We start from the raw sequence: 19,030 nt of genomic DNA on the forward strand, positions 1-19,030 counted from the left end.
TGTATTAGTTGTTTTTATAATTGTATTCATTGGCTGACAGGATATTCCCATCCTGATCTTTTACTTGTTTTAGTCTATGGAGACTATCATATTCGTAGTAGGCCGTTCTATTTCTAACATCCGTAGTACTGGTCATACCGATCAAAGGATCGTAGGTATAGGTGACCATCTGCGATGCAGCAAAATAGCTATGGTTTCTCAAGTTTTGTAATGCTGTCCTTAATTGATTTTCTGTAGAAGCATTGGTATCATTATCGGATGCTGTGATAGCTGCGTTAATCAGATTTTGTACTGCAGATGGCATTCCTGTGTAGGATGCATTTGTAATGACAGCAATGGGTGTTGTATGATTGTATCCCCAAACATAAATGGTATGTATACCTTCTCTAGCGGAAGTTTCTAGAGGATTTCCGTATACATCATATTTATGAAAAATAGTTTGATCCAATAATGCTGCATTCTCCTTAGCCGATTGTATGGTTTTCGGGAGGTATCCTCCCGTATTCCAGGAATCAAAATTTACCAAAGCAGTACTCTGTTTTTTATTATTAAAAAAGGTTTCTGTTTTTATAGGAGAAGCAATACGATTATCTGAAACTAAGGTGCTATTATTAACGGCACTATGATACGGATAAAAATAGGTTGCTTTTTGAGTATCCCCTTTAGAAGTGGTACTCCTTTGTTCTATCACCTGTTGGTTATTGTCATAGGTAAACTCCTGAACACTTTCCTGATACTGATCTGGTGCAAGATCAGAATACGTTTTACTTACTACTCGTTTTCGTTGATATTGTACATTAGTATCTTTATAACTAATTACGGTATACATCTCTTGTCTATCCCCCACAGGTTCGGCTAGGTCTGCCTCTACCATGCCCACTCCTTTGGCCATCCTGAATAGGGTTTTCCAACCAACTGAATTTACTGGGAAGCCTGTGTACCCTATCATTTGTCTGGCATAGTCTTCGAATTCTGCTTGTGTGCGGTTTTCATAATATTCTCTAAAGTTCTGCAATCCAAGTGGTAATACGTTCATATTATTTTGTTGCATAATGATCGGTATCAACTTATCATAATGCATATCTCGCTTGATTTGGGTTTTTGCTATTACTTTTATCCCGTATGGATAGTCAGTAGCAGTTGCGTTACCAAAGAAATCCGTAGCAGGTGTTACTGCCTCGTATTCGTAAGCTTGCTCTGATATCAATTGCTCTTTTGGAATCACTGCAGAAACGTCTGTCTTATACGTTTTAATAGTGCTGATTCGTAATCCTCCTTCATTGATACCTTTAGGAGCGCGATCATAATATGCTCTTGTTCTAAAATCATAAGGTTCGTTAAAGAAATAAGGATCTTCATAGCGATACACTGTTTTTCCATTTTTTGCACTGCTCATAGGATCAGAAGAAACAACGGATTCATTTACTTGCGAATAATAAATTGGTAGCCCTCTTCTCTCTACATAAAACGGGATGTAATACTGATGTGAAGTACCATACCAGTATTTTTGCGGTTCTAGTTTTAAGGCTGTATAAATTTTAGCACTAGAAACTTTCTGATCATTGATATATTCGTATCTTTTTTCGGTACATTGGCCCGTATCGATTGGACAACTGCGAATACTTGCTACACGAATCCCTCCGTATATTTGGTCTTGAGAGGTATTTACATAATTCTGAGGAGTTGAAATTTTTACATTTATTTCTGCCTCTGTATTTGCTTCTGTTTCTACATAAAATGTATAGGTTCCTGGTTGTACGGTAAGTGTACATTTTCCATAACTATCATATTGCACCAATCCGTCAGCCAGTTCTGATCGTTCTCCTACTTCGTTTATATACAATTGAGCAACACCTGCGGTATTGCTGCAATCTGTATAAGGAACATATGCTCCAGTATATCCCTGTTTAAAGATTCTAAGTTGTACTCTAGAACCATATTTGGTAATACTTGCTTTATGCTCTATCTCAATTTGTGTAGCGCTGGTAAATGTCCCAGAACGCACCTCTTTTCTTGATGTTCCAATAGTATTGGTATTACGACTGGATACCGTAAATGATCCGTTAATCGTGTTATTATTGGCATATTCTTGGGGAATACGATTTAACTCATACTGGATTGTTGTTTCCCCACCAGTTTTATACCGTATCTTTTGCAAAGCACCTGCGACTGTATGGCTCAAAATAGGATTTACACTTGCTTCTTCTTTTAATTGATCGGTAGGGGTTTGAGAACCATTGTAGTATCCCCAAGCATCCATCGTAGAACCTACTTCTTTATTATTATATTCGAATGCTGGAATGGTTGAAGATATATTTTCATAATAATAATCAAATCCAAAAGTAAACTCGTTATTGGTTCGGATTTCTTTTAGTAAATCTCTATTTCCTTGTGTAAAGAACTCATAAGTATTGATTAAGTTTCCATTAAAATCTTCAAGATCGATAGATGTATACTTATGATGTGCTCCATTAGGAACAGATGCTTCATTAAAATGCAATGTACCGTCAGCAAATGTAATTTTCTGTAATACAGGTACTGTTACATCTACATCCAATCGTGTATGGGTATATACATTGGGATCTTGTCCTTCTTGTAATTCAGATGGTGGTGCTTGTTGTCCAAATGGAGTTAACACGGGTTTTACCAACAATCCTTCTAAAAACTGCGCCTGTAATCCCTTATATGAATATATTTTTGGTAAAAAAGCCTTAGTTTTAAATAAATGATTTTGATAGGTAAAATTAATTTGTTGTGTTGTATTTGGAGGTTGTATGCTTGTTAAATACCAACTCCGTGTGTACGGATAATTAGGTTCAATTGGCAAAAGCGCTGTTCCACCAATACCTAAAGTATGTACAATATCATCCTCTGGTACTGGCGTAAAAATTTCTTTTGCCGCAAAAATATAAAGTACACCTTCCGAATCTATAACTTCTATCTGATTCCAATTAAAGGTTACCTTAACATTGTGATGTGATAATAATACGGGTTCTAGATTTTCTCCTAGTTTAAATGAAAAATTAATACTACCTGCATTTACATGAAACACATCTGGTTCTCCATCCATCATTCCTTGTGCAAGCAAATAGGCATGATGTTCTTTGATTACTTGTTTTCCATTGGTCGCAGTATTATTGCCATTAGGGTTAAAATAATAGAATGGATCTAAAATAGTGGCTCTCAAATTTTCGGATCCATAATATCCTTTTGGGTGATCATCTGGCAATCCTCTTACTTCTCTCGATATCATACCTGTTGCTGCCAAATCCCACCCTAATCCAATAGCAGAAGGTTCTTCCATCACTCTTAATCCAGAATAACGATACTGTAATCCTGTGCTCCATGACACTCCATTTTGTTCTATGGTATAAATTGGCACATACTGTTGTGCGCTACCACTAGTGAGACTTACGGTAGCACTACCACCTCCACTAATCTTAGCGGCTGTCGGAGTCGTAGTGGCTGATGGAGTATACCCTCCGTAATAGTTATCTTGTGCTATTGACACCATACTAACGGTTATCATACACATCAAAAGAATTTTCTTCATAAAAACGATACTTACAAATTGATTACTTACTTTTTTGCGGCGGCAAACTTATGAAAAACTTTCCGCGTCATATGTATGTGTCATAATCCATACTTGTGTTACCCCTATTTTTTGATTTTTTTTTATATTTTTTGAAAAAAGCTGATTTTCTGAGGATTCATAAGGCGTATTAATTGAATAAAGAAATGTATTGACCTTTTGACAAAATCAAAATGAAGAGTTTTGAACTAAAATTAATGAGGTTAAAGATTTAGAAAGAAATTACTCTATATAGGCTGTAAGTTTAAAAGAAAATCTTTTTAGTAAAGTATTTTATCTAGTCTACTCTATGAAAGTTTTGGTGCTAACCATAAATATCCAAGGCAGCAAATTAAAAACACATATAATCCAATAGGATTTACGGGGGCTACCGGAGAAGTTGTTTTGGTATCTTTGGATAGAGAAGTTTCGAAATTCCTTTGGTTAGCCTGAATTCGATTATACTTACTATTGGATTGCCATGTAGTAGTATCTGTTACGTAGTAATTAAGAACCGTAGTAGTATCTTGTGCTGTTATAATATGATTCCATCCCGTTGTTTTAGGATATATTTTTCCTTTCCATAAATTAGGAATGTCGATATTTCTTGCCATCGAAATTTGATATCCATTCTCAGTAATTACGTCAGGATTTGGTATAAAAGTTCTTAAAGTAAATTCATAAGGTTCATCCTTACGGATAGGTACCTCACCACCATCCCAATAAATCGCTTTACTATCTTTTTTACCAATTTTATTGATAATATCTGACCATATTCTTTGGTAAGTAGCACTCTTTCCATTTAGCAAGAGTTCATAGGTTTCTTTTAATAAGGTAGTACCTACTTTACCCTTACCTATATGTTTGCAACCAGAAACCACGGATTCATTAGCAGCAATATGAATAGGTTGAAGCATCAATCCTTGTTGTATTGTAAATGGATACTTACGCACCTTTGCACTAGTTTCATTATATAAACGAACTTCTGAAGTTTTTTCTCGGCTTACATCAAAAGACAGTAAGCTATTGTTTGTCCTAAAAAGACTTTCATCTGGTTGTATAAAAAGCCCTAATCCCTTAGTGCGTATTACGGTTTCTAAAGCTACTCTCGAATTCCTACTAAGATTCTTAGCCGTAAGAGCATCCAAAATCACTAAATCATAAGGTGCTAGACTTTTTTCTGTAAACCCTCCTATCGGAATCCGATCTGTATTAAAATATTCAAACTTATACTTACCTTTTGTGATTTTAGTTTTCACTAAAACTTTATGCCCTTTTTCACTTAAGTAGTTTTTGAGATATTTCGTTTCGAAGGTCGGAAAATCATTTATGATCAGTATTCTTAGATTTTTACGTTTTGCAACTTGAATAGGTATAGAATCTTTAGCAAGTAAAGTCCCTAAGGAATCTTTCTCAGTAATTTTATAAGTATAGTTTCCAGCTATTTTTAGGGTAGCAGATAACTCAAATTTCCAGTTTTTATCAGTTTGTAATGTTACAGAATCTATTACATCACCCGATGGTTCCTCTAAAAATAATTGAGTTCCTTTTTTAGCATCGTTATAAACCCCTTTGAATACTAGCTGCTCTCCAACAGTAGCTTTTTGATTATAGGTATATTTTATAATTCCAGAAGGTGCGGCACCATTGATATAAGTAACGTTCTGATCTTTTAACTGCCAAAAATCATAGGATGCTAACCCATTTCCAATCACAAAAATAGTATCAGAAGTATATATTTCTTTCAGAATTGTTTGGTTTTCCTGATAAGTAATTGTGGTTAGATTTCTATATTGATTTTTTAGACTATCCAACGTGCTTTTCTTATAGTCATCGGTAAGAATAACTACTTTGGCGTTTTTACGATGTATGGGTAATGCAGGTTGTAATGCAAGTATTCCCATCGTAAGGATTGCTAAAGAAGCTACGACGCTACGAATCCAAAACTTTGGTTTTGAAAAATGACCCCATTCTTTCCAGATAAAGATACCCCAAATGATGAGACAGCAAACTACAATAGGTATCATCCAATGGTTATGCAAAAAGGTAATCTCGTTATTCATTAATTTCAAGTTCTTTTAACAATAACTCATTGATTTCACTTAACGGTTGCTCTTTTTTGAAAGCATTTGGAGGCATTGCAGGAAGTGCCTGCAACAATCCTTGTTGCAACTCGATCAAGGCCTCATAAGGAATCTCTACATCCTCTGATATCCATTTTAATTGCTGCAATGTTGTTAGATATTTTCCAGGTTTTTCGATTGCTTTTATGGCCAACTCATTTGCTGCTTCTCTAAACAGTTGCTTATCGGTTTCGGCGATTTCCTCTTTTTCTCTTGCAGTGATTAATGTTTGCAATCTGTTCAATGTTAACCGTATGGATTTATAAGTATCCACTTCAGTTATATCGGCTATTTTTCGAAACCCATGTACTTTATCAATCTCTCCGGTTAATCTCTTCTCTTCTTTTATGGGTGGAGGATCAAATCCTATACGATGTACATAAATGCGAGCACTATTCTTTATTTCCTGAATAAGTTTTAAAGCTCTATACTGATACGGCAATGACTTTTCTGGTTTGTATAATCGTAGATACAATTCAGCATCCCACATTTCATTTAGTGCTTGTCGTAATTTACTTTTTAACGATTGTGTAAACAAAGTAGATTCTTCTGGATCATCATGATTGTGTAAATACTCTTCTAAAGGATCTTTCTCTTTTTTTTCTTCTTCTGGTACAAGGTTATGTTCGTTCTCATGATCATGTTTATGTGTATATTTTGCTAAAGGATCTTCTTCTTCATGATCTTCATGTTCATCGTGATCATGATCATGTTCTTCTTCATGATCGTGATCATCCCCATCTCCCTCGGCTGCATGAACTTCTTCGGTTTCGTCTCCCATAAACTCAGCATACTTAATTCGCAATACTTTTTGATCAAAACCTAGCTCATTACTTCTTGACTTATATTCTTTAGCAGATAGTTTCGATTTATCTTTCAGTAATTTTTCGGTATCTATAATAAGCTGTCGCTGGCTTCTGAAATAATCTGGCATCAAGTCTACTCCCATAGTTCCTTCTACTGCAAATGTATCCGAAATGGTATCTTTAATCGCGGCAAAATAGGTTTCGCTACGTGAAACATTCTTTTGTGGTCGTTTTTGATCTGTAGCTTCTACATAAAAATACAATTCATCACCAGGTTCCATTTTCATCTTATCCAAATCGATTTCTTTAGATAAGTCCAAATCTTTACTTCCTATTTGTAGATTACTAAACCTTAATTTTTCTTCTCTAAATTTTACAGACTCCCCAGAACCTTTACTTACTGTAGCAATAATATAGGCATCTCCAATTCCAAAATCATCTGTAATCTTGGTTCTAAAGGCAAGTTTTTTATCCTCTGAATATTCAAAAGATGTGAACTGCTTAATTCCTAGAATTTGTGTCTCGGGACTCTTATCTTTCGTAACTTCTATCGGATATAATTTAGAAACGTGAGCTTTATCGTCTAAGTCAATAAACTTAAAATTATAAAAGCCTGAACTTCTCATTTCCGAACCACCAAAATAAATTCCATCAGTGAATTTCATTACATAGCTATTTCCAGCACTTTCTACAAAAGCTTCCTTAATTTCTTTATCAAATTCTAGTCGCCATGTTACTTTAGTACCTTCTATCACTTTAATATCCATATCGGAAGTGATCACAGACTTTATTCTCGTATATGCCGGATATTTAATTTCTAATTCTTGTTTTATCAACTTCGGAGGAGCAGTTATTGCGATACTGCTATCCGTTGCTATAAAAACAATTTCATCTGACACGTTTAGTGGTGATACTGGATTTTGAGAAAAAGGAAATATGCCAATAGTATTTAAAATTAATCCTATTCCCAGACATAATGCAAAAAACAAGAAACTCCATTTTAGATGACTAGGTGGTTGTATTGTTTTATATTTTTCAACCAGAATATTGCCCGCCCTATTTTGTTGGATTCTAGCCAATCCGGATAATTCATTTTCCGGAATTAGTATCAGACCTGTACTATACTCGATCGCATCCAAATGTTGATCCATATAACTGGCAGCGCTTTCTAAAGAAGGTTTCCATGGTTTCGTAAAAATTAGTAGTACTCCTACAATAAGGATAGCTACTACAACTGCCAACAGTATTTTTGAAAACAATGTGTATATCAGTATCGAAGTACCCACCCCATACAAAAGGGTTTCTAACCAAAGTAGGACTTGCCATTTTCGTTTAAAACCTACTAATATGTTATATCCTGAGCTCACTACTGTTTTCTATATTTTGCTATACAACGTTCTGCTATTAACAATGTTCCAAATACCAACCACAACCATTTAGAAATATCTAAAAGCGCAAACTGTTTTTTTATCGTCTGTTTTGAAGTCACTAGTGGTGTTATTTCAGAAACTTCTATCACTCGTCTATCATGTTTTGCTATATCATTTTTTATATCCTGATAATCATCTAACACTTCTAAAAGCTGTTCTGAAAAATGTTGATCTATACTGCGCTCTACGGTAAGTAGTTCCGTAAGGTAGAATATCTTAGATGCATCAGTAGTTTCTATACTTCTTTTTGCATATTCATCGGGGTTAAACACCAATAATTTTGAATTGGTATTAGGTACAGGATCTGTAGACAACCAAATAATAAGATCAAAACCTGTAATGGTATCTGCAGTATTTGTAAACTCTTTTATTTCAATAGTTCTATCCGTATACTTCGCAATGGCTTGTAATGAAGCTTTTATTAATCTTTTTTGATCTAAGAGACTATCATCATAAAACAATGCTACTTTTTTAGCACTAAAATTAGAAACAGGAACTCGTTGTTTCAGATCATTTTTTGTAAAAACTATACTATCATTATTTTTTGAAAACTCAAGGTCTTCATTTGACACCTTTTCTTTTATAAAAGTTAATTGATCCGAATTACTCCTTAACATTAGGACTTGGGTAGTATCTTCTTCTTTAATAGCCTTAAGAGCATAGTTATATGATTCTTTTCTATCGATAGAAATCCAGTTTATATTTTTATAAATCGTTGGTCTGGCTCCTTTAAGTCCAGATAAGAAAGCGCTGGTAAATACTACTATACTATCTGTTTTTAAGTTTTCCATTTCTTTGGCTAATTGCCAGTAATTCGGAATGCTTTTTTGATCTACATCTAATTCATCTTTGTCTAGCAGCGGAAACGTACTTGCCAATAACCGTAGGGACTCTCCTTCATCTATCGTATCCAAGATATTCATTACACGATCATGTTTCAGTAGAGAAGGTTCAAAAAGATAGGTAACAGGTAACGTTGTTTCTTTTTTATTAATTCGTATTCCGGAAATAAGTAATACAAGTACACCTAATAGTAACATTCTTAGCATCAATAAAAAGATCTCATTCAGTTGAATGCTTTTAGATTGTTTAGAATCTGATTCACTTAATAATTTAGTACTACCTACTTTTATTGTTTTTCCTTCTCTCTTACTCCAAAAATGGATTACTATCGGGATGATAAGTCCCAACAACGCCCAGAGATATGTAGGATATAAAAAAGACATCTCAGACTAGTTTATTTCGTTTTTTAAGGAATAAGCGAAGGGTCTCTTCAATAGGTTGATTCAGTTCACATAAATGATAATCAACATCATTCATTAGCAAGGTGTTTTTTGCCTTTTTAATCATCTCTTCTAATGACGCTAAATACTGCTTTTTAGCGGTTTTAGTATCTATCTTAAGCTTGGCACCTGTCTCTAAATCTTCAAAAGTAACTGTCCCTTTGTAATTAAAAGTAAGCTCGTTTTCTCCCATCAAATGCAATACAACCACTTCATTCTTAGGAGTCTTAAGTCTTTTTATAAAATTGGTTAATTCTTCTGTATGTTCGTAGAGGTCTGTAATAAAAAAAATCAATTCCTTTTGATTTCTATTATGAAGACTTTTAGAAGTATTCAAATTCTCAGGCCATTTCCCTTTGTTTTCTATCTGGGTCAGTTCTAACAAAAATCGATTATAGTGCTGTTTTTGAATTCTAGGATATAAGTCATACAATTGATCTTCATTTAAACCAAACAATCCAATAGCATCACCTTGGTTTTGACACAGATATCCCAAGGAAGCGACTAATACTCTTGCGAAATCCATTTTAGAAAAGGTATGTTCGGTATGCAACATGGATGCACTTGCGTCTATAATAAAGTTGACGGAGATATTGGTTTCTATTTCTGATTGTTTGATATAATATCTACCTGATCTGGCTAACATTTTCCAATCTAACAGCCGCAAATCATCTCCTGGTTCATAATTCCGAAACTGATTAAATTCCATTCCGGTTCCTACGTTACGACTTCGGGTTAATCCAGATAAATATCCATCTACAATAATACGCGCTATAAGAGACAATCCAGATACGCTTTTGATCAATTCTGGTTTAAGTAATTGATGATAATCTTGTCTCACGGCTACTTATATTAGTAATTCTTTATTTCCCTACCTGGATCTGCTCTAATAAGTGATTGGTAACTTCATCTGATGTAATTCCTTCTGATTCCGCTCTAAAGTTCACAATTACTCTATGACGTAATACAGGAATCGCCACTTGTTTTAAATCTTCTAAGGTAACTGATAACCTTCCTTGTGCCAAGGCTCTGGCCTTCGCAGTTAATATCATCGCTTGCCCAGCTCTGGGTCCTGCTCCCCAGTTCACCCATTCTTTAACATAAGAAACGCTTGTTGTCTCTGGTCTGGTCGCTCTTATTACCTTACTAACAAAAGCGATTAGATCGTCACTAATAGGAACCTCTCGGACAAGCTGTTGTAATCGAATAATATCTTCTCCAGAGATCACTTTATTTAACGTTGCTTTTTTTACTCCAGTGGTATTTTTTAAAATGGTGGTTTCATCAGATGCTGTTGGATACCCTATCTTGATATATAATAAGAATCGATCTTGTTGTGCTTCAGGAAGCACAAAAGTTCCTGATTGTTCAATTGGGTTTTGCGTTGCCAGAATAAAAAATGGCTTATCCAACTCGTATGTTTTTCCAGAATACGTCACTTCGAACTCCTGCATTGCTTCTAACAGAGCTGCCTGGGTTTTTGGAGGTGTTCTATTAATTTCATCTGCCAAAATGATATTTGAGAAAATTGGCCCTCTATTAAATTTAAAAAACTTCTTCCCAGTACTGTAATCTTCTTCCAATATTTCGGTACCTATAATATCAGAAGGCATTAAGTCTGGCGTAAACTGAATCCTTTTAAACTTGAGGTCTATCGCTTGCGCTAACGTTCGTATCATTAGGGTTTTTGCTAAACCTGGAACACCTTCTAATAATGCGTGCCCGCCAGCTAAAAAAGTAATCAATAGTTGTTCAATAGTTTCTTCTTGCCCTGTAATGACCTTAGCGATTTCTTTACGTAAATTCTGTAATTTTTCTGTGAGCGTATCTATCTCTCGTTCTATACTAGCCAACTCTTTATTCATTTACATACATTATTTTAAGACGTCAATGCATACATAACAATATTAACACCAAATCGTGTATTATCTATTTTGTACCATCGCTTGTTTCTAAAATCATAATCCCATTCGCATCCATAATCTTTATTACTGTATAAAACCCCTATTCTGCCATTAATTTCTATTGCTTTTAGATAATCATGAACGATATCATCTCCCCATCCATTTAATTCTTGAGAAGTGGTAGGAGGACCATCTTCAAATTCAAAAAACACTTTATATAACTCATGATTATTTGGTATTTTTTTTAGTGCTTGTGGACCAAAAATATCTGCCATCTGACGCTCAAAAGATTTTGAAAACAAACCATCAATATCATGGTTACAATCATCTGCAAATACAAAACCTCCATTATTCACATATTTTTTAAAGTTTTCCCTTTCTTTTTTAGTAAATTGAACAAGCTTATGACCGGAGATGTAGCAAAATGGACTTTTAAAAATCTCATCGCTACTTAATGAAATAATCTTCTCCTGTGTATCTACTTTTAATGTAGTATACTCTACTAACGAGTTCAACAAATTGGAAGGCATTCTTTGATCTACATCCCAATCTCCAGACTCATACTGTAATCGCGTAAAGAAAAACTTGGCACTCAATATTTAACTAACTAGGTAAAACAGCAATATAAACTATTACTTATGAAGATGATCTAAAATTAAAGTTAATTAGGATTCTATTACCAGAAATACATCAAAATAACAAGTATAGTTGTTAAGTATTACTTTGTAACACCTAACAACTATACTTATTTGATATATTGTGATATCCGTTATACAGCGTCCGAAAGGCTGGTAAAAGTAAAGTCTCTTATTTTCATATAAGGCACTAAATTACCATCTATTCTTACTTGTTTTCCAAGAGTTTCGAGATTATTAAGCATGATAATCGGGCTCTCATTAAACCTAAAATTCTTTACCGGATGTTTGATTTTACCGTTTTCTATGTAGAACGTTCCATCTCTGGTAAGACCAGTATATAATAAGGTTTGTGGATCTACACTTCTGATATACCATAATCTGGTTACTAAAATTCCTTTTTTAGTTCCTTTGATTAGATCTTCGAGAGAAGCATCTCCTCCTTGCATGATAAATCCATTAGGAAAAGGTACTGGATCTACGCCTTTCTTTTGAGCCCAAAAACGACTATAGGCTAGGTTTTTCACCACACCATTTTCTATCCACGTTGTCTTTTTCAAAGGTTGCCCAGAACCATTCCAAGTACCTGTTGGCACATCTGGATTTAATGGATCAGACCAAATATTCACACGTTCATCTACAATTTTCTCTCCTAGTTTTGTTCCACCGCCTTCTTTAGACATAAAACTCCTACCTTCATCTGCAGTACGAGCATTGAATGCAAATGCCATATTTCCTAAAAGACCTACAGAAGCTGCTGGTTCTAAAATAACTGTATACTTACCAGGTTCTATAGCTTTCGCTTCTTTAGACATAACCGCTTTATCGATCGCTATTTTTGAAGCTTCCGCAGCATTAAATTTGGATACATCATTGTAATCACGTGTTACCCATCCAGATCCTGTACCATCGTTACTACGCATCGTTACTGTAAAACTGGCATTCGTAGATTGATTATAGGCAAATAAACCATTAGAATTCATCATTGCACTAAAACCTGATGAATCATTAAAAAAACCTGCTGCAGTTACATTTTTAGCCGCTGCTGGTCCTATACTACTATTAGCAACTTCAGCACGGTAATCAGGTGTTATCTTAGCAGTAGACTCTTTAAAAGTAATAGATTTATCATATTCTTGAGGACCCAATGGTGCCATAAATTCTGGATTTTCTGGAGAAAGTTTTGCTAACTCCTCTGCCCTCTTTACTACCTTCTTAAGTGACTCGTCATCAAACTCATCAATTGTTGCTGTACCTGATTTTTTTCCAAAACTAGATTGTACTACTAGTGTTTGGTTGGATCTATGTCCTGCAGTGGATACCGTATTTCTTGCATAGCGGATATTACCACTTTCGCTTCCACTTAAATTGATTTCGCAAGTATCTGCAGTAGAAAAGCTTAAGGCCTTTTCCATGATCTTCTTTGCTTCTTCTTTCGTATATATTGCCATGATATTTTTATTTGTAATAAGACAGTGATTTAAATTTTTCTACCTGTGTTGATCACATTTACACCATTAAAACGTGTAGTAGAACTTCCATGAGAAACAGCACTTATTTGCGAAGGCTGTCCTTTTCCGTCAAAGAATGATCCGAACATTCGATAATCATCTTTGTCACATATCTTAGCACAAGAATTCCAGAATTCCTGCGTATTAGATTGGTATGCTACATCATCTAACATACCCACTATCTTTCCATTTTTGATTTCATAAAAAACGGTTCCACCGAATTGGAAATTATATCGTTGCTGATCAATAGAGTAAGAACCTCTACCAGCTATATAAATTCCTTTCTCTACATCCTTAATCATATCATCTATAGAGTATTTCTCTTTTCCTGGTTCTAGAGAAACATTTGGCATTCTTTGGAATTGCACATCATTCCAGCTTTGGGAATAACAACATCCATGAGATTCTTTTTGATCAATCATATGAACTTGATCCCGTATTGCCTGATAATTGGTTAAAATACCATTACGTACCAGATCCCATTTTTTAGTCTTTACTCCTTCATCATCATAGCCTACAGCCCCTAGAGACCCCACTTGAGTTTTGTCGGCTACCAGATTAACAATTTCACTACCATATTTAAAGTTCTTTGTTTTCCATTTGTCTAACGTTGCAAAACTTGTTCCTGCGTAATTTGCTTCATAACCAAGTACTCTATCCAATTCTAAAGGATGACCTACAGATTCGTGAATAGTCAACCCAAGGTGATTTGGTTCTAACACCAAATCATACTTACCTGCTTCTACCGATTTAGCAGTTAACCTTTGCTTGGCTTGCTGAGCAGCTACAGTTGCATCCTCTACAATATCATAACTATTGCGATACAAGTTTAAGCCTTCTGGACCTTTTAGTTTTTCAGAAGCCAGTCCATCCATATACTCATATCCCATTCCCATAGGAGCACTCATTGCCTGACGTGATTTAAACTTTCCTGTACTTTTATCGATGGCAGTAACTGTAAATGTTGGCCAAATACGATGTACATCCTGATCTATATAAGAACCATCAGTAGATGCAAAATACTTCTGCTCATTTACCATAAACAATCCAGAATTCACATAGTTTGCTCCGTTTTTTAAAGCTGCCGCATTTGCAGATAGTAACAGATCTACCTTTTCAGAAACTGGAACTTCTTTGAAATCCTTTTTTATCGGTGTTTTCCAGCTTACTTCTCCATGGGATGCTACTGGAGCTAATTTTACCTCTTCCTTCTGAATTTTAGAATTGGCTTTTGCGATAGCAACTGCTTGATCTGTTGCTTTCTTAATTCCATCTTCATTAACACTATTGGTAGATGCAAATCCCCAAGTGCCATTTACGATTACTCTAATACCTATACCAAAGGATTCCGTATTTACTACATTTTGCACTTTATCTTCTCTAGTAAACACATATTGGTTTAAATATCTACCGATTCGAGCATCGGCATAGGTAGCACCAAGCGATTTTGCTGTATTGAGGGCTACATCAGCCATCCTCTTTTTAATGGCTATATCCATTCCTGGATTAAGTAAAGCCTCTGCCGAAATATCATTTCCTAGTAGTAATGATGGCATCATTAAAGCTCCAGCACCTAATCCTGTGTATTGAATAAAATCTCTACGTTTCATAAACCTCTATTTTGATTGAGTGAATATTATAATAAGTTTGATGAATTGATCTTGTAACAATATCTAAGTTCACCAATTACTAGAAGATATTCTTAAAAGATTGTTACAAGACTAACTTCTGTTAGCTTTAAAAGTAGAAAAATTATATCAAACAACCATACCATAAAAACAGGTAAACCCATAACCTTAACGTGTAAAATTCCGCTTATCAAAGCAACACTATTAAATAACATAAACACCTGATATACAATAACATAAAAACCAAAAAAGAATTAAAAAATTCTCATCAAAACCATCCAAACTCAATAAAAAACGCACTAAAATCACATTTGCTTAAATTTTTGTTAAACTTTCAAGTTATTCTTTGGTAATTATTCAAATTATCGACTTAAGCCATATCATAAACAGTTGTTTTGCAAAAAAATACTGCCGAACGATATACCTAATGATACTAAAATTATGATTAAGCATCATAATTCTGGTATTCTTAAAGAGTATCTATATTATTTGTAATGTAATTTCAATTTTTATAATTCACTATTTTATGGAAAGTTTGTTGTCTGATATTTCAAAATGTGATGTTTGCGCTTCTAAATTAGCATTGGGACCAAGGCCTGTAGTTTCTGCAAGCGAGCATAGTAAAATTGTTATTATCGGACAGGCACCTGGTAGCGTTGTTCATAAGTCTGGCATTCCATGGGACGATAAAAGCGGGCAGAATCTACGGAGTTGGATGGGAATTGATAATGAGACCTTTTATAATCCAGAAGTAGTAGCCCTTATTCCTATGGGGTTTTGTTATCCAGGAAAAGGAAAGTCTGGTGATTTACCTCCCACCAAAGAATGTGCTCCTCTATGGCATCCAAAATTATTAAATCAGATGTCTAATGTGCAACTTACCCTTTTAATAGGAGCGTATTCCCAAAATTATTATTTAGGTAATAGATTAAAGAGAACCCTTACTGAATCTGTTAAAAATTATAAAGAATACTTACCTGATTATTTTGTGCTTCCGCATCCTTCTCCAAGAAATAATATATGGCAAGCCAAAAACGAATGGTTTAAGAATGAAGTCCTACCAACATTACAACGGACAATTGAAAAGATTATAACTTCCTAATCTTTTCTGGTTTATAAATATCTTTCTTTTATAATATCCATATGCCAAATCTCATGACCTATAATAGTAAATGCTGCTGCTCTTGCCGACATATCACCTCCGTTGGCATTTCCTATAAATTGAAGATCGTGATCAGAAATACTGGCTAATACAGAAACTGAATTTTGTCTACATATGGTATATTCTTCAAGTAACTCATCTATTTGTTTATCCTTTGCTCCAGAAGGTTTGATATAAATATCTTGATCGAAACCTGCTAACGGAGTTTTATCTCTACGAGCAATTCGAAAACATCGATACATAAAAACTCTTTCCGTATCAATAAGATGTTGTAAAATCTCCTTTACTGTCCATTTATCATTTTCATATTGATAATTATGCTTACTCCTTGGAATTGATTGAAAAAACGCGATAATATTTTCCCTTCCTATTTCAAAAGCTTCACGTAAATCCAAGTGTGATGATAATTTATCGATATATCTCTTGTAGTAGGAATCATATTCTTGTGTACCTAAGTCTGTAATAGTCATTATAATTATTTTGATACAATGATATTATTTATCTATATATACGTTGTAGTCCAGTTTTTGAATAACCGCTATTCCAGTTTCACTCGATACACTCTTAAATGAATTAAAAATCAAATATGTACTAGTTAAGAATTAATAGGATAATCCATAGAGAATCAAGGAAAATAATTCACTACAAAAAGATTAGGAAAGTAAGAAATTTCTCATTAAATTAGTTAAATCGTTAAAATTTATGATACGTTTTTTAATGAAATATTCTTTTTTATCAAAAGCTGTATAATTAACATTTATATTCTTATTAATTTCTGTTATTTATATGAGGATGTAAATGCCTATTTTTTTTATATATTTACGCCCGAAAATGTTAAGTTTGGGTACCAAATTTTAGAAAATATAACCTACTAAACATTTTATTTTATACAAAATATTGAGTTATGGAATTAATGGAGAAAGCAAGGGAGTTTGAGAACAGGAGTATGAGCAATATGTCCACTAGTGATAGAGTTGAAGCATCAAGAGAAGCTAAAGATCTTGTCTTAAGTCTTAATGAAATTTATAAGCAAAATAAAGATCCTGAAATAATGGATATGATGAAAATCATTACTGCTAAAAAGCAAAAAATCGAAAAAAGACTTAAAGGTAGACCAGAAATATAAAAGTCTAGTCTACAAATCGATTTTTATCCCAGATTTATCTAATAGTATATTTTCCTTCTTAGGAATAGTGAAGTAAAAGGTAGTTCCTTTTCCTTCTTCTGATTCTAGCCATATATTACCACCGTGAGATTCAATTATCTTTTTACAGTGTGCAAGTCCTATACCTGTACCTTGATATTGTTCTCTAGAATGTAATCTTTGAAAAATAGCGAATATCCTATCCTGATGTTTTTTGGGTATACCGATTCCGTTATCCTTTACTGAAAATTCCCAAAATGTTTCTGTCTGACTATTGATTGGTACGTTCTTGGTAGTCACATTAATATGAATTTCCGGTATCGTCTCTTTATCTGTAAATTTTATACCATTACTAATTAAATTTTGTAATAAGAGTCTTAACTCTATTGGATTTCCAAATACTACGGGTAATTTTACTGAATGTATTTTTGCGTTTGTTCTTTCTAATACGTTTCTAAAGTCCTCTTTAATTTCCTGTAAAATAGTTTCCATACCAGTATCCACAAAGTCAGTAGATCTGCCTAATCTGGAGTATTCTAATAATGAATCAATCAGTTTTTTCATTCTAATACTTGCATCACTGATATAATTCAAACTTTCTTTTCCTACCTCGTCAAAACTGTCACCATAATCCTCTGATATCAATCCTATAAAACTAGATATCGTATTAAGAGGTTCTTGTAGATCATGACTAGCGATATATGCAAACTGTTCTAACTCCTTATTTTTAGATTCCAGATCTAAAGATTGCTCATGAATTTCTTTATTCTTCGCTTGTAAAACTTTATTCAACTTCTTTTTATTGAGATAACTTCTATACACAAAGAATCCACCTATGAGAATTAGAGAAATTAATGCAATAAGATACCAGTTAATTGTTTTTTGATCTTCGATTTCTCCTCGTTGCCTGTCTAAAATACTTTCTTGTTCCTTAATCTGTTTATTTTGTTCCTCTAAATAACGTTCCTTCTCCTCTATTTCGACTACGCTCTGTTTAATTCTTTCCTCTTGAGCTTTGATAAAAGTAACCTGCTCCTGAATATTTTTCTCTAATTCTTTTTCTATCAGAAGCTTCTCTTCATATTTCTTTTCCTGAATTTGATTCTGATTAGATAATTCTTTTATCCATTGATTATTCTCAACAATTTTTTCCTGAATATTATCAAGAGTTTTAGATTGATTTTCAATCTTCTTTTCTTGTTGTTTTAACTGATCATTTTTACTTTTAATTTCTGCTTTCTGCTCTTCATTTTCATTCAAAGCATTCACTAAAGATTGTTCTGTGGATTTAAATAACCCTTTCCATTTTTGTGAAGAAGTTACCGCGTATTGTTTTAACGAAGGTGCGATCACAAACCCTTCTCTTTCTATTCTATTCTCATTGATTTCGTACTCGAAAGAATCTCCAACATTCACCATATTAATCATCGAAGAATTATAAAAATAATCCTCTGAAACTAATAGTATATTTTGTTTAGAAATTTTGCGCAAGATATAAGCTATATCATAATTGTACTTATTATGTACATAAAGCAATTGAATATCTTTAATATTTTTCACAAACTGATATCGAACAACCTCTATCGGTTTTCCAAAAATCTTTCGTTTTTGTGCGATCGCCTTTAAATCTATTACCGTACGGTCAGGACCTAAAACTCCTATCTTAAAAGTTTCTAGTTCTGCTATTTGTGGCCATCCTATTTGTTGGGCAAAATTGTAGATAAAAATCGTTCGCTGTGCTCTTTTTACCTCTTCATTTCCAAGATCTTGTCCTTCCGCCCTTTGTATATTACCAAGAACAAGGAATAATATCAATATACCTATAGTATATCG

13 protein-coding genes are annotated in these 19,030 nt (G+C 33.9%); 2 read left to right on the forward strand and 11 right to left on the reverse strand.

Going from position 1 to position 19,030, the window contains the following annotated elements; translation table 11 throughout:
• Positions 1–4 precede the first annotated feature (4 nt).
• The 9 genes from ACWNT5_RS11740 to ACWNT5_RS11780 all read right to left on the reverse strand — a co-directional run bounded on the left by ACWNT5_RS11740 (position 5) and on the right by ACWNT5_RS11780 (position 14,873).
• Entirely contained in the window at positions 5–3,553 is a 3,549-nt protein-coding gene (locus ACWNT5_RS11740) for a hypothetical protein (protein WP_299607414.1), read from the reverse strand.
• Between the two features lie 326 nt (positions 3,554–3,879).
• Positions 3,880–5,634 carry a hypothetical protein gene (locus ACWNT5_RS11745; protein ID WP_456517427.1) on the reverse strand — a complete coding sequence of 585 codons (1,755 nt, stop codon included), beginning with the start codon at positions 5,632–5,634 and terminating at the stop codon, positions 3,880–3,882.
• Positions 5,627–7,867, reverse strand: a complete 2,241-nt coding sequence (locus ACWNT5_RS11750) for a tryptophan-rich sensory protein (RefSeq protein ID WP_299607417.1) — start codon at positions 7,865–7,867, stop codon at positions 5,627–5,629. Before ACWNT5_RS11750 ends, ACWNT5_RS11745 begins: the two co-directional genes overlap by 8 nt.
• Positions 7,867–9,156: a BatA domain-containing protein gene (locus ACWNT5_RS11755; protein ID WP_299607418.1), complete on the reverse strand. Its 1,290-nt coding sequence runs from the start codon at positions 9,154–9,156 to the stop codon at positions 7,867–7,869. The genes ACWNT5_RS11750 and ACWNT5_RS11755 overlap by 1 nt, the downstream gene beginning before the upstream one ends.
• A gap of 1 nt (position 9,157) precedes the next feature.
• Positions 9,158–10,054, reverse strand: coding sequence for a DUF58 domain-containing protein (locus ACWNT5_RS11760; protein ID WP_299607419.1), 897 nt, complete (start codon positions 10,052–10,054; stop codon positions 9,158–9,160).
• A gap of 22 nt (positions 10,055–10,076) precedes the next feature.
• The gene (locus tag ACWNT5_RS11765; protein WP_456517428.1) at positions 10,077–11,078 is read right to left on the reverse strand and encodes an AAA family ATPase; all 1,002 of its coding nucleotides are present in this window, start codon (positions 11,076–11,078) and stop codon (positions 10,077–10,079) included.
• A gap of 14 nt (positions 11,079–11,092) precedes the next feature.
• The gene (locus ACWNT5_RS11770; RefSeq protein ID WP_299607421.1) at positions 11,093–11,713 is read right to left on the reverse strand and encodes a DUF4159 domain-containing protein; all 621 of its coding nucleotides are present in this window, start codon (positions 11,711–11,713) and stop codon (positions 11,093–11,095) included.
• A gap of 173 nt (positions 11,714–11,886) precedes the next feature.
• Entirely contained in the window at positions 11,887–13,203 is a 1,317-nt protein-coding gene (locus tag ACWNT5_RS11775) for a TldD/PmbA family protein (protein ID WP_456517429.1), read from the reverse strand.
• A 29-nt stretch (positions 13,204–13,232) separates the two neighbouring features.
• Positions 13,233–14,873, reverse strand: coding sequence for a TldD/PmbA family protein (locus tag ACWNT5_RS11780; RefSeq protein ID WP_299607425.1), 1,641 nt, complete (start codon positions 14,871–14,873; stop codon positions 13,233–13,235).
• A 544-nt stretch (positions 14,874–15,417) separates the two neighbouring features.
• On the opposite strand from ACWNT5_RS11780, the gene ACWNT5_RS11785 reads away from it, so the two are divergent.
• Positions 15,418–15,993 carry a uracil-DNA glycosylase family protein gene (locus tag ACWNT5_RS11785; protein ID WP_299899366.1) on the forward strand — a complete coding sequence of 192 codons (576 nt, stop codon included), beginning with the start codon at positions 15,418–15,420 and terminating at the stop codon, positions 15,991–15,993.
• Between the two features lie 11 nt (positions 15,994–16,004).
• On the opposite strand, the gene ACWNT5_RS11790 is transcribed toward ACWNT5_RS11785, so the two are convergent.
• Positions 16,005–16,523 carry a DinB family protein gene (locus ACWNT5_RS11790; RefSeq protein ID WP_456517430.1) on the reverse strand — a complete coding sequence of 173 codons (519 nt, stop codon included), beginning with the start codon at positions 16,521–16,523 and terminating at the stop codon, positions 16,005–16,007.
• Positions 16,524–16,957: 434 nt separating this feature from the next.
• Here ACWNT5_RS11790 and ACWNT5_RS11795 point away from each other — a divergent pair, with 434 nt between their 5' ends.
• Positions 16,958–17,179, forward strand: a complete 222-nt coding sequence (locus tag ACWNT5_RS11795; RefSeq protein WP_219009713.1) for a hypothetical protein — start codon at positions 16,958–16,960, stop codon at positions 17,177–17,179.
• Positions 17,180–17,188: 9 nt separating this feature from the next.
• On the opposite strand, the gene ACWNT5_RS11800 is transcribed toward ACWNT5_RS11795, so the two are convergent.
• Positions 17,189–19,012: a YfiR/HmsC family protein gene (locus ACWNT5_RS11800; protein WP_456517431.1), complete on the reverse strand. Its 1,824-nt coding sequence runs from the start codon at positions 19,010–19,012 to the stop codon at positions 17,189–17,191.
• Positions 19,013–19,030 lie beyond the last annotated feature (18 nt).

This window comes from Aquimarina sp. 433, assembly GCF_054054605.1.

Bases quoted from the DNA above. Each gene is read 5' to 3' on its own strand.
- ACWNT5_RS11740 (WP_299607414.1), bottom strand. From the start codon at position 3,553: ATGAAGAAAATTCTTTTGATGTGTATGATAACCGTTAGTATGGTGTCA.
- ACWNT5_RS11745 (WP_456517427.1), bottom strand. From the start codon at position 5,634: ATGAATAACGAGATTACCTTTTTGCATAACCATTGGATGATACCTATT.
- ACWNT5_RS11755 (WP_299607418.1), bottom strand. From the start codon at position 9,156: ATGTCTTTTTTATATCCTACATATCTCTGGGCGTTGTTGGGACTTATC.
- ACWNT5_RS11765 (WP_456517428.1), bottom strand. From the start codon at position 11,078: ATGAATAAAGAGTTGGCTAGTATAGAACGAGAGATAGATACGCTCACA.
- ACWNT5_RS11775 (WP_456517429.1), bottom strand. From the start codon at position 13,203: ATGGCAATATATACGAAAGAAGAAGCAAAGAAGATCATGGAAAAGGCC.
- ACWNT5_RS11780 (WP_299607425.1), bottom strand. From the start codon at position 14,873: ATGAAACGTAGAGATTTTATTCAATACACAGGATTAGGTGCTGGAGCT.
- ACWNT5_RS11785 (WP_299899366.1), top strand. From the start codon at position 15,418: ATGGAAAGTTTGTTGTCTGATATTTCAAAATGTGATGTTTGCGCTTCT.
- ACWNT5_RS11790 (WP_456517430.1), bottom strand. From the start codon at position 16,523: ATGACTATTACAGACTTAGGTACACAAGAATATGATTCCTACTACAAG.
- ACWNT5_RS11795 (WP_219009713.1), top strand. From the start codon at position 16,958: ATGGAATTAATGGAGAAAGCAAGGGAGTTTGAGAACAGGAGTATGAGC.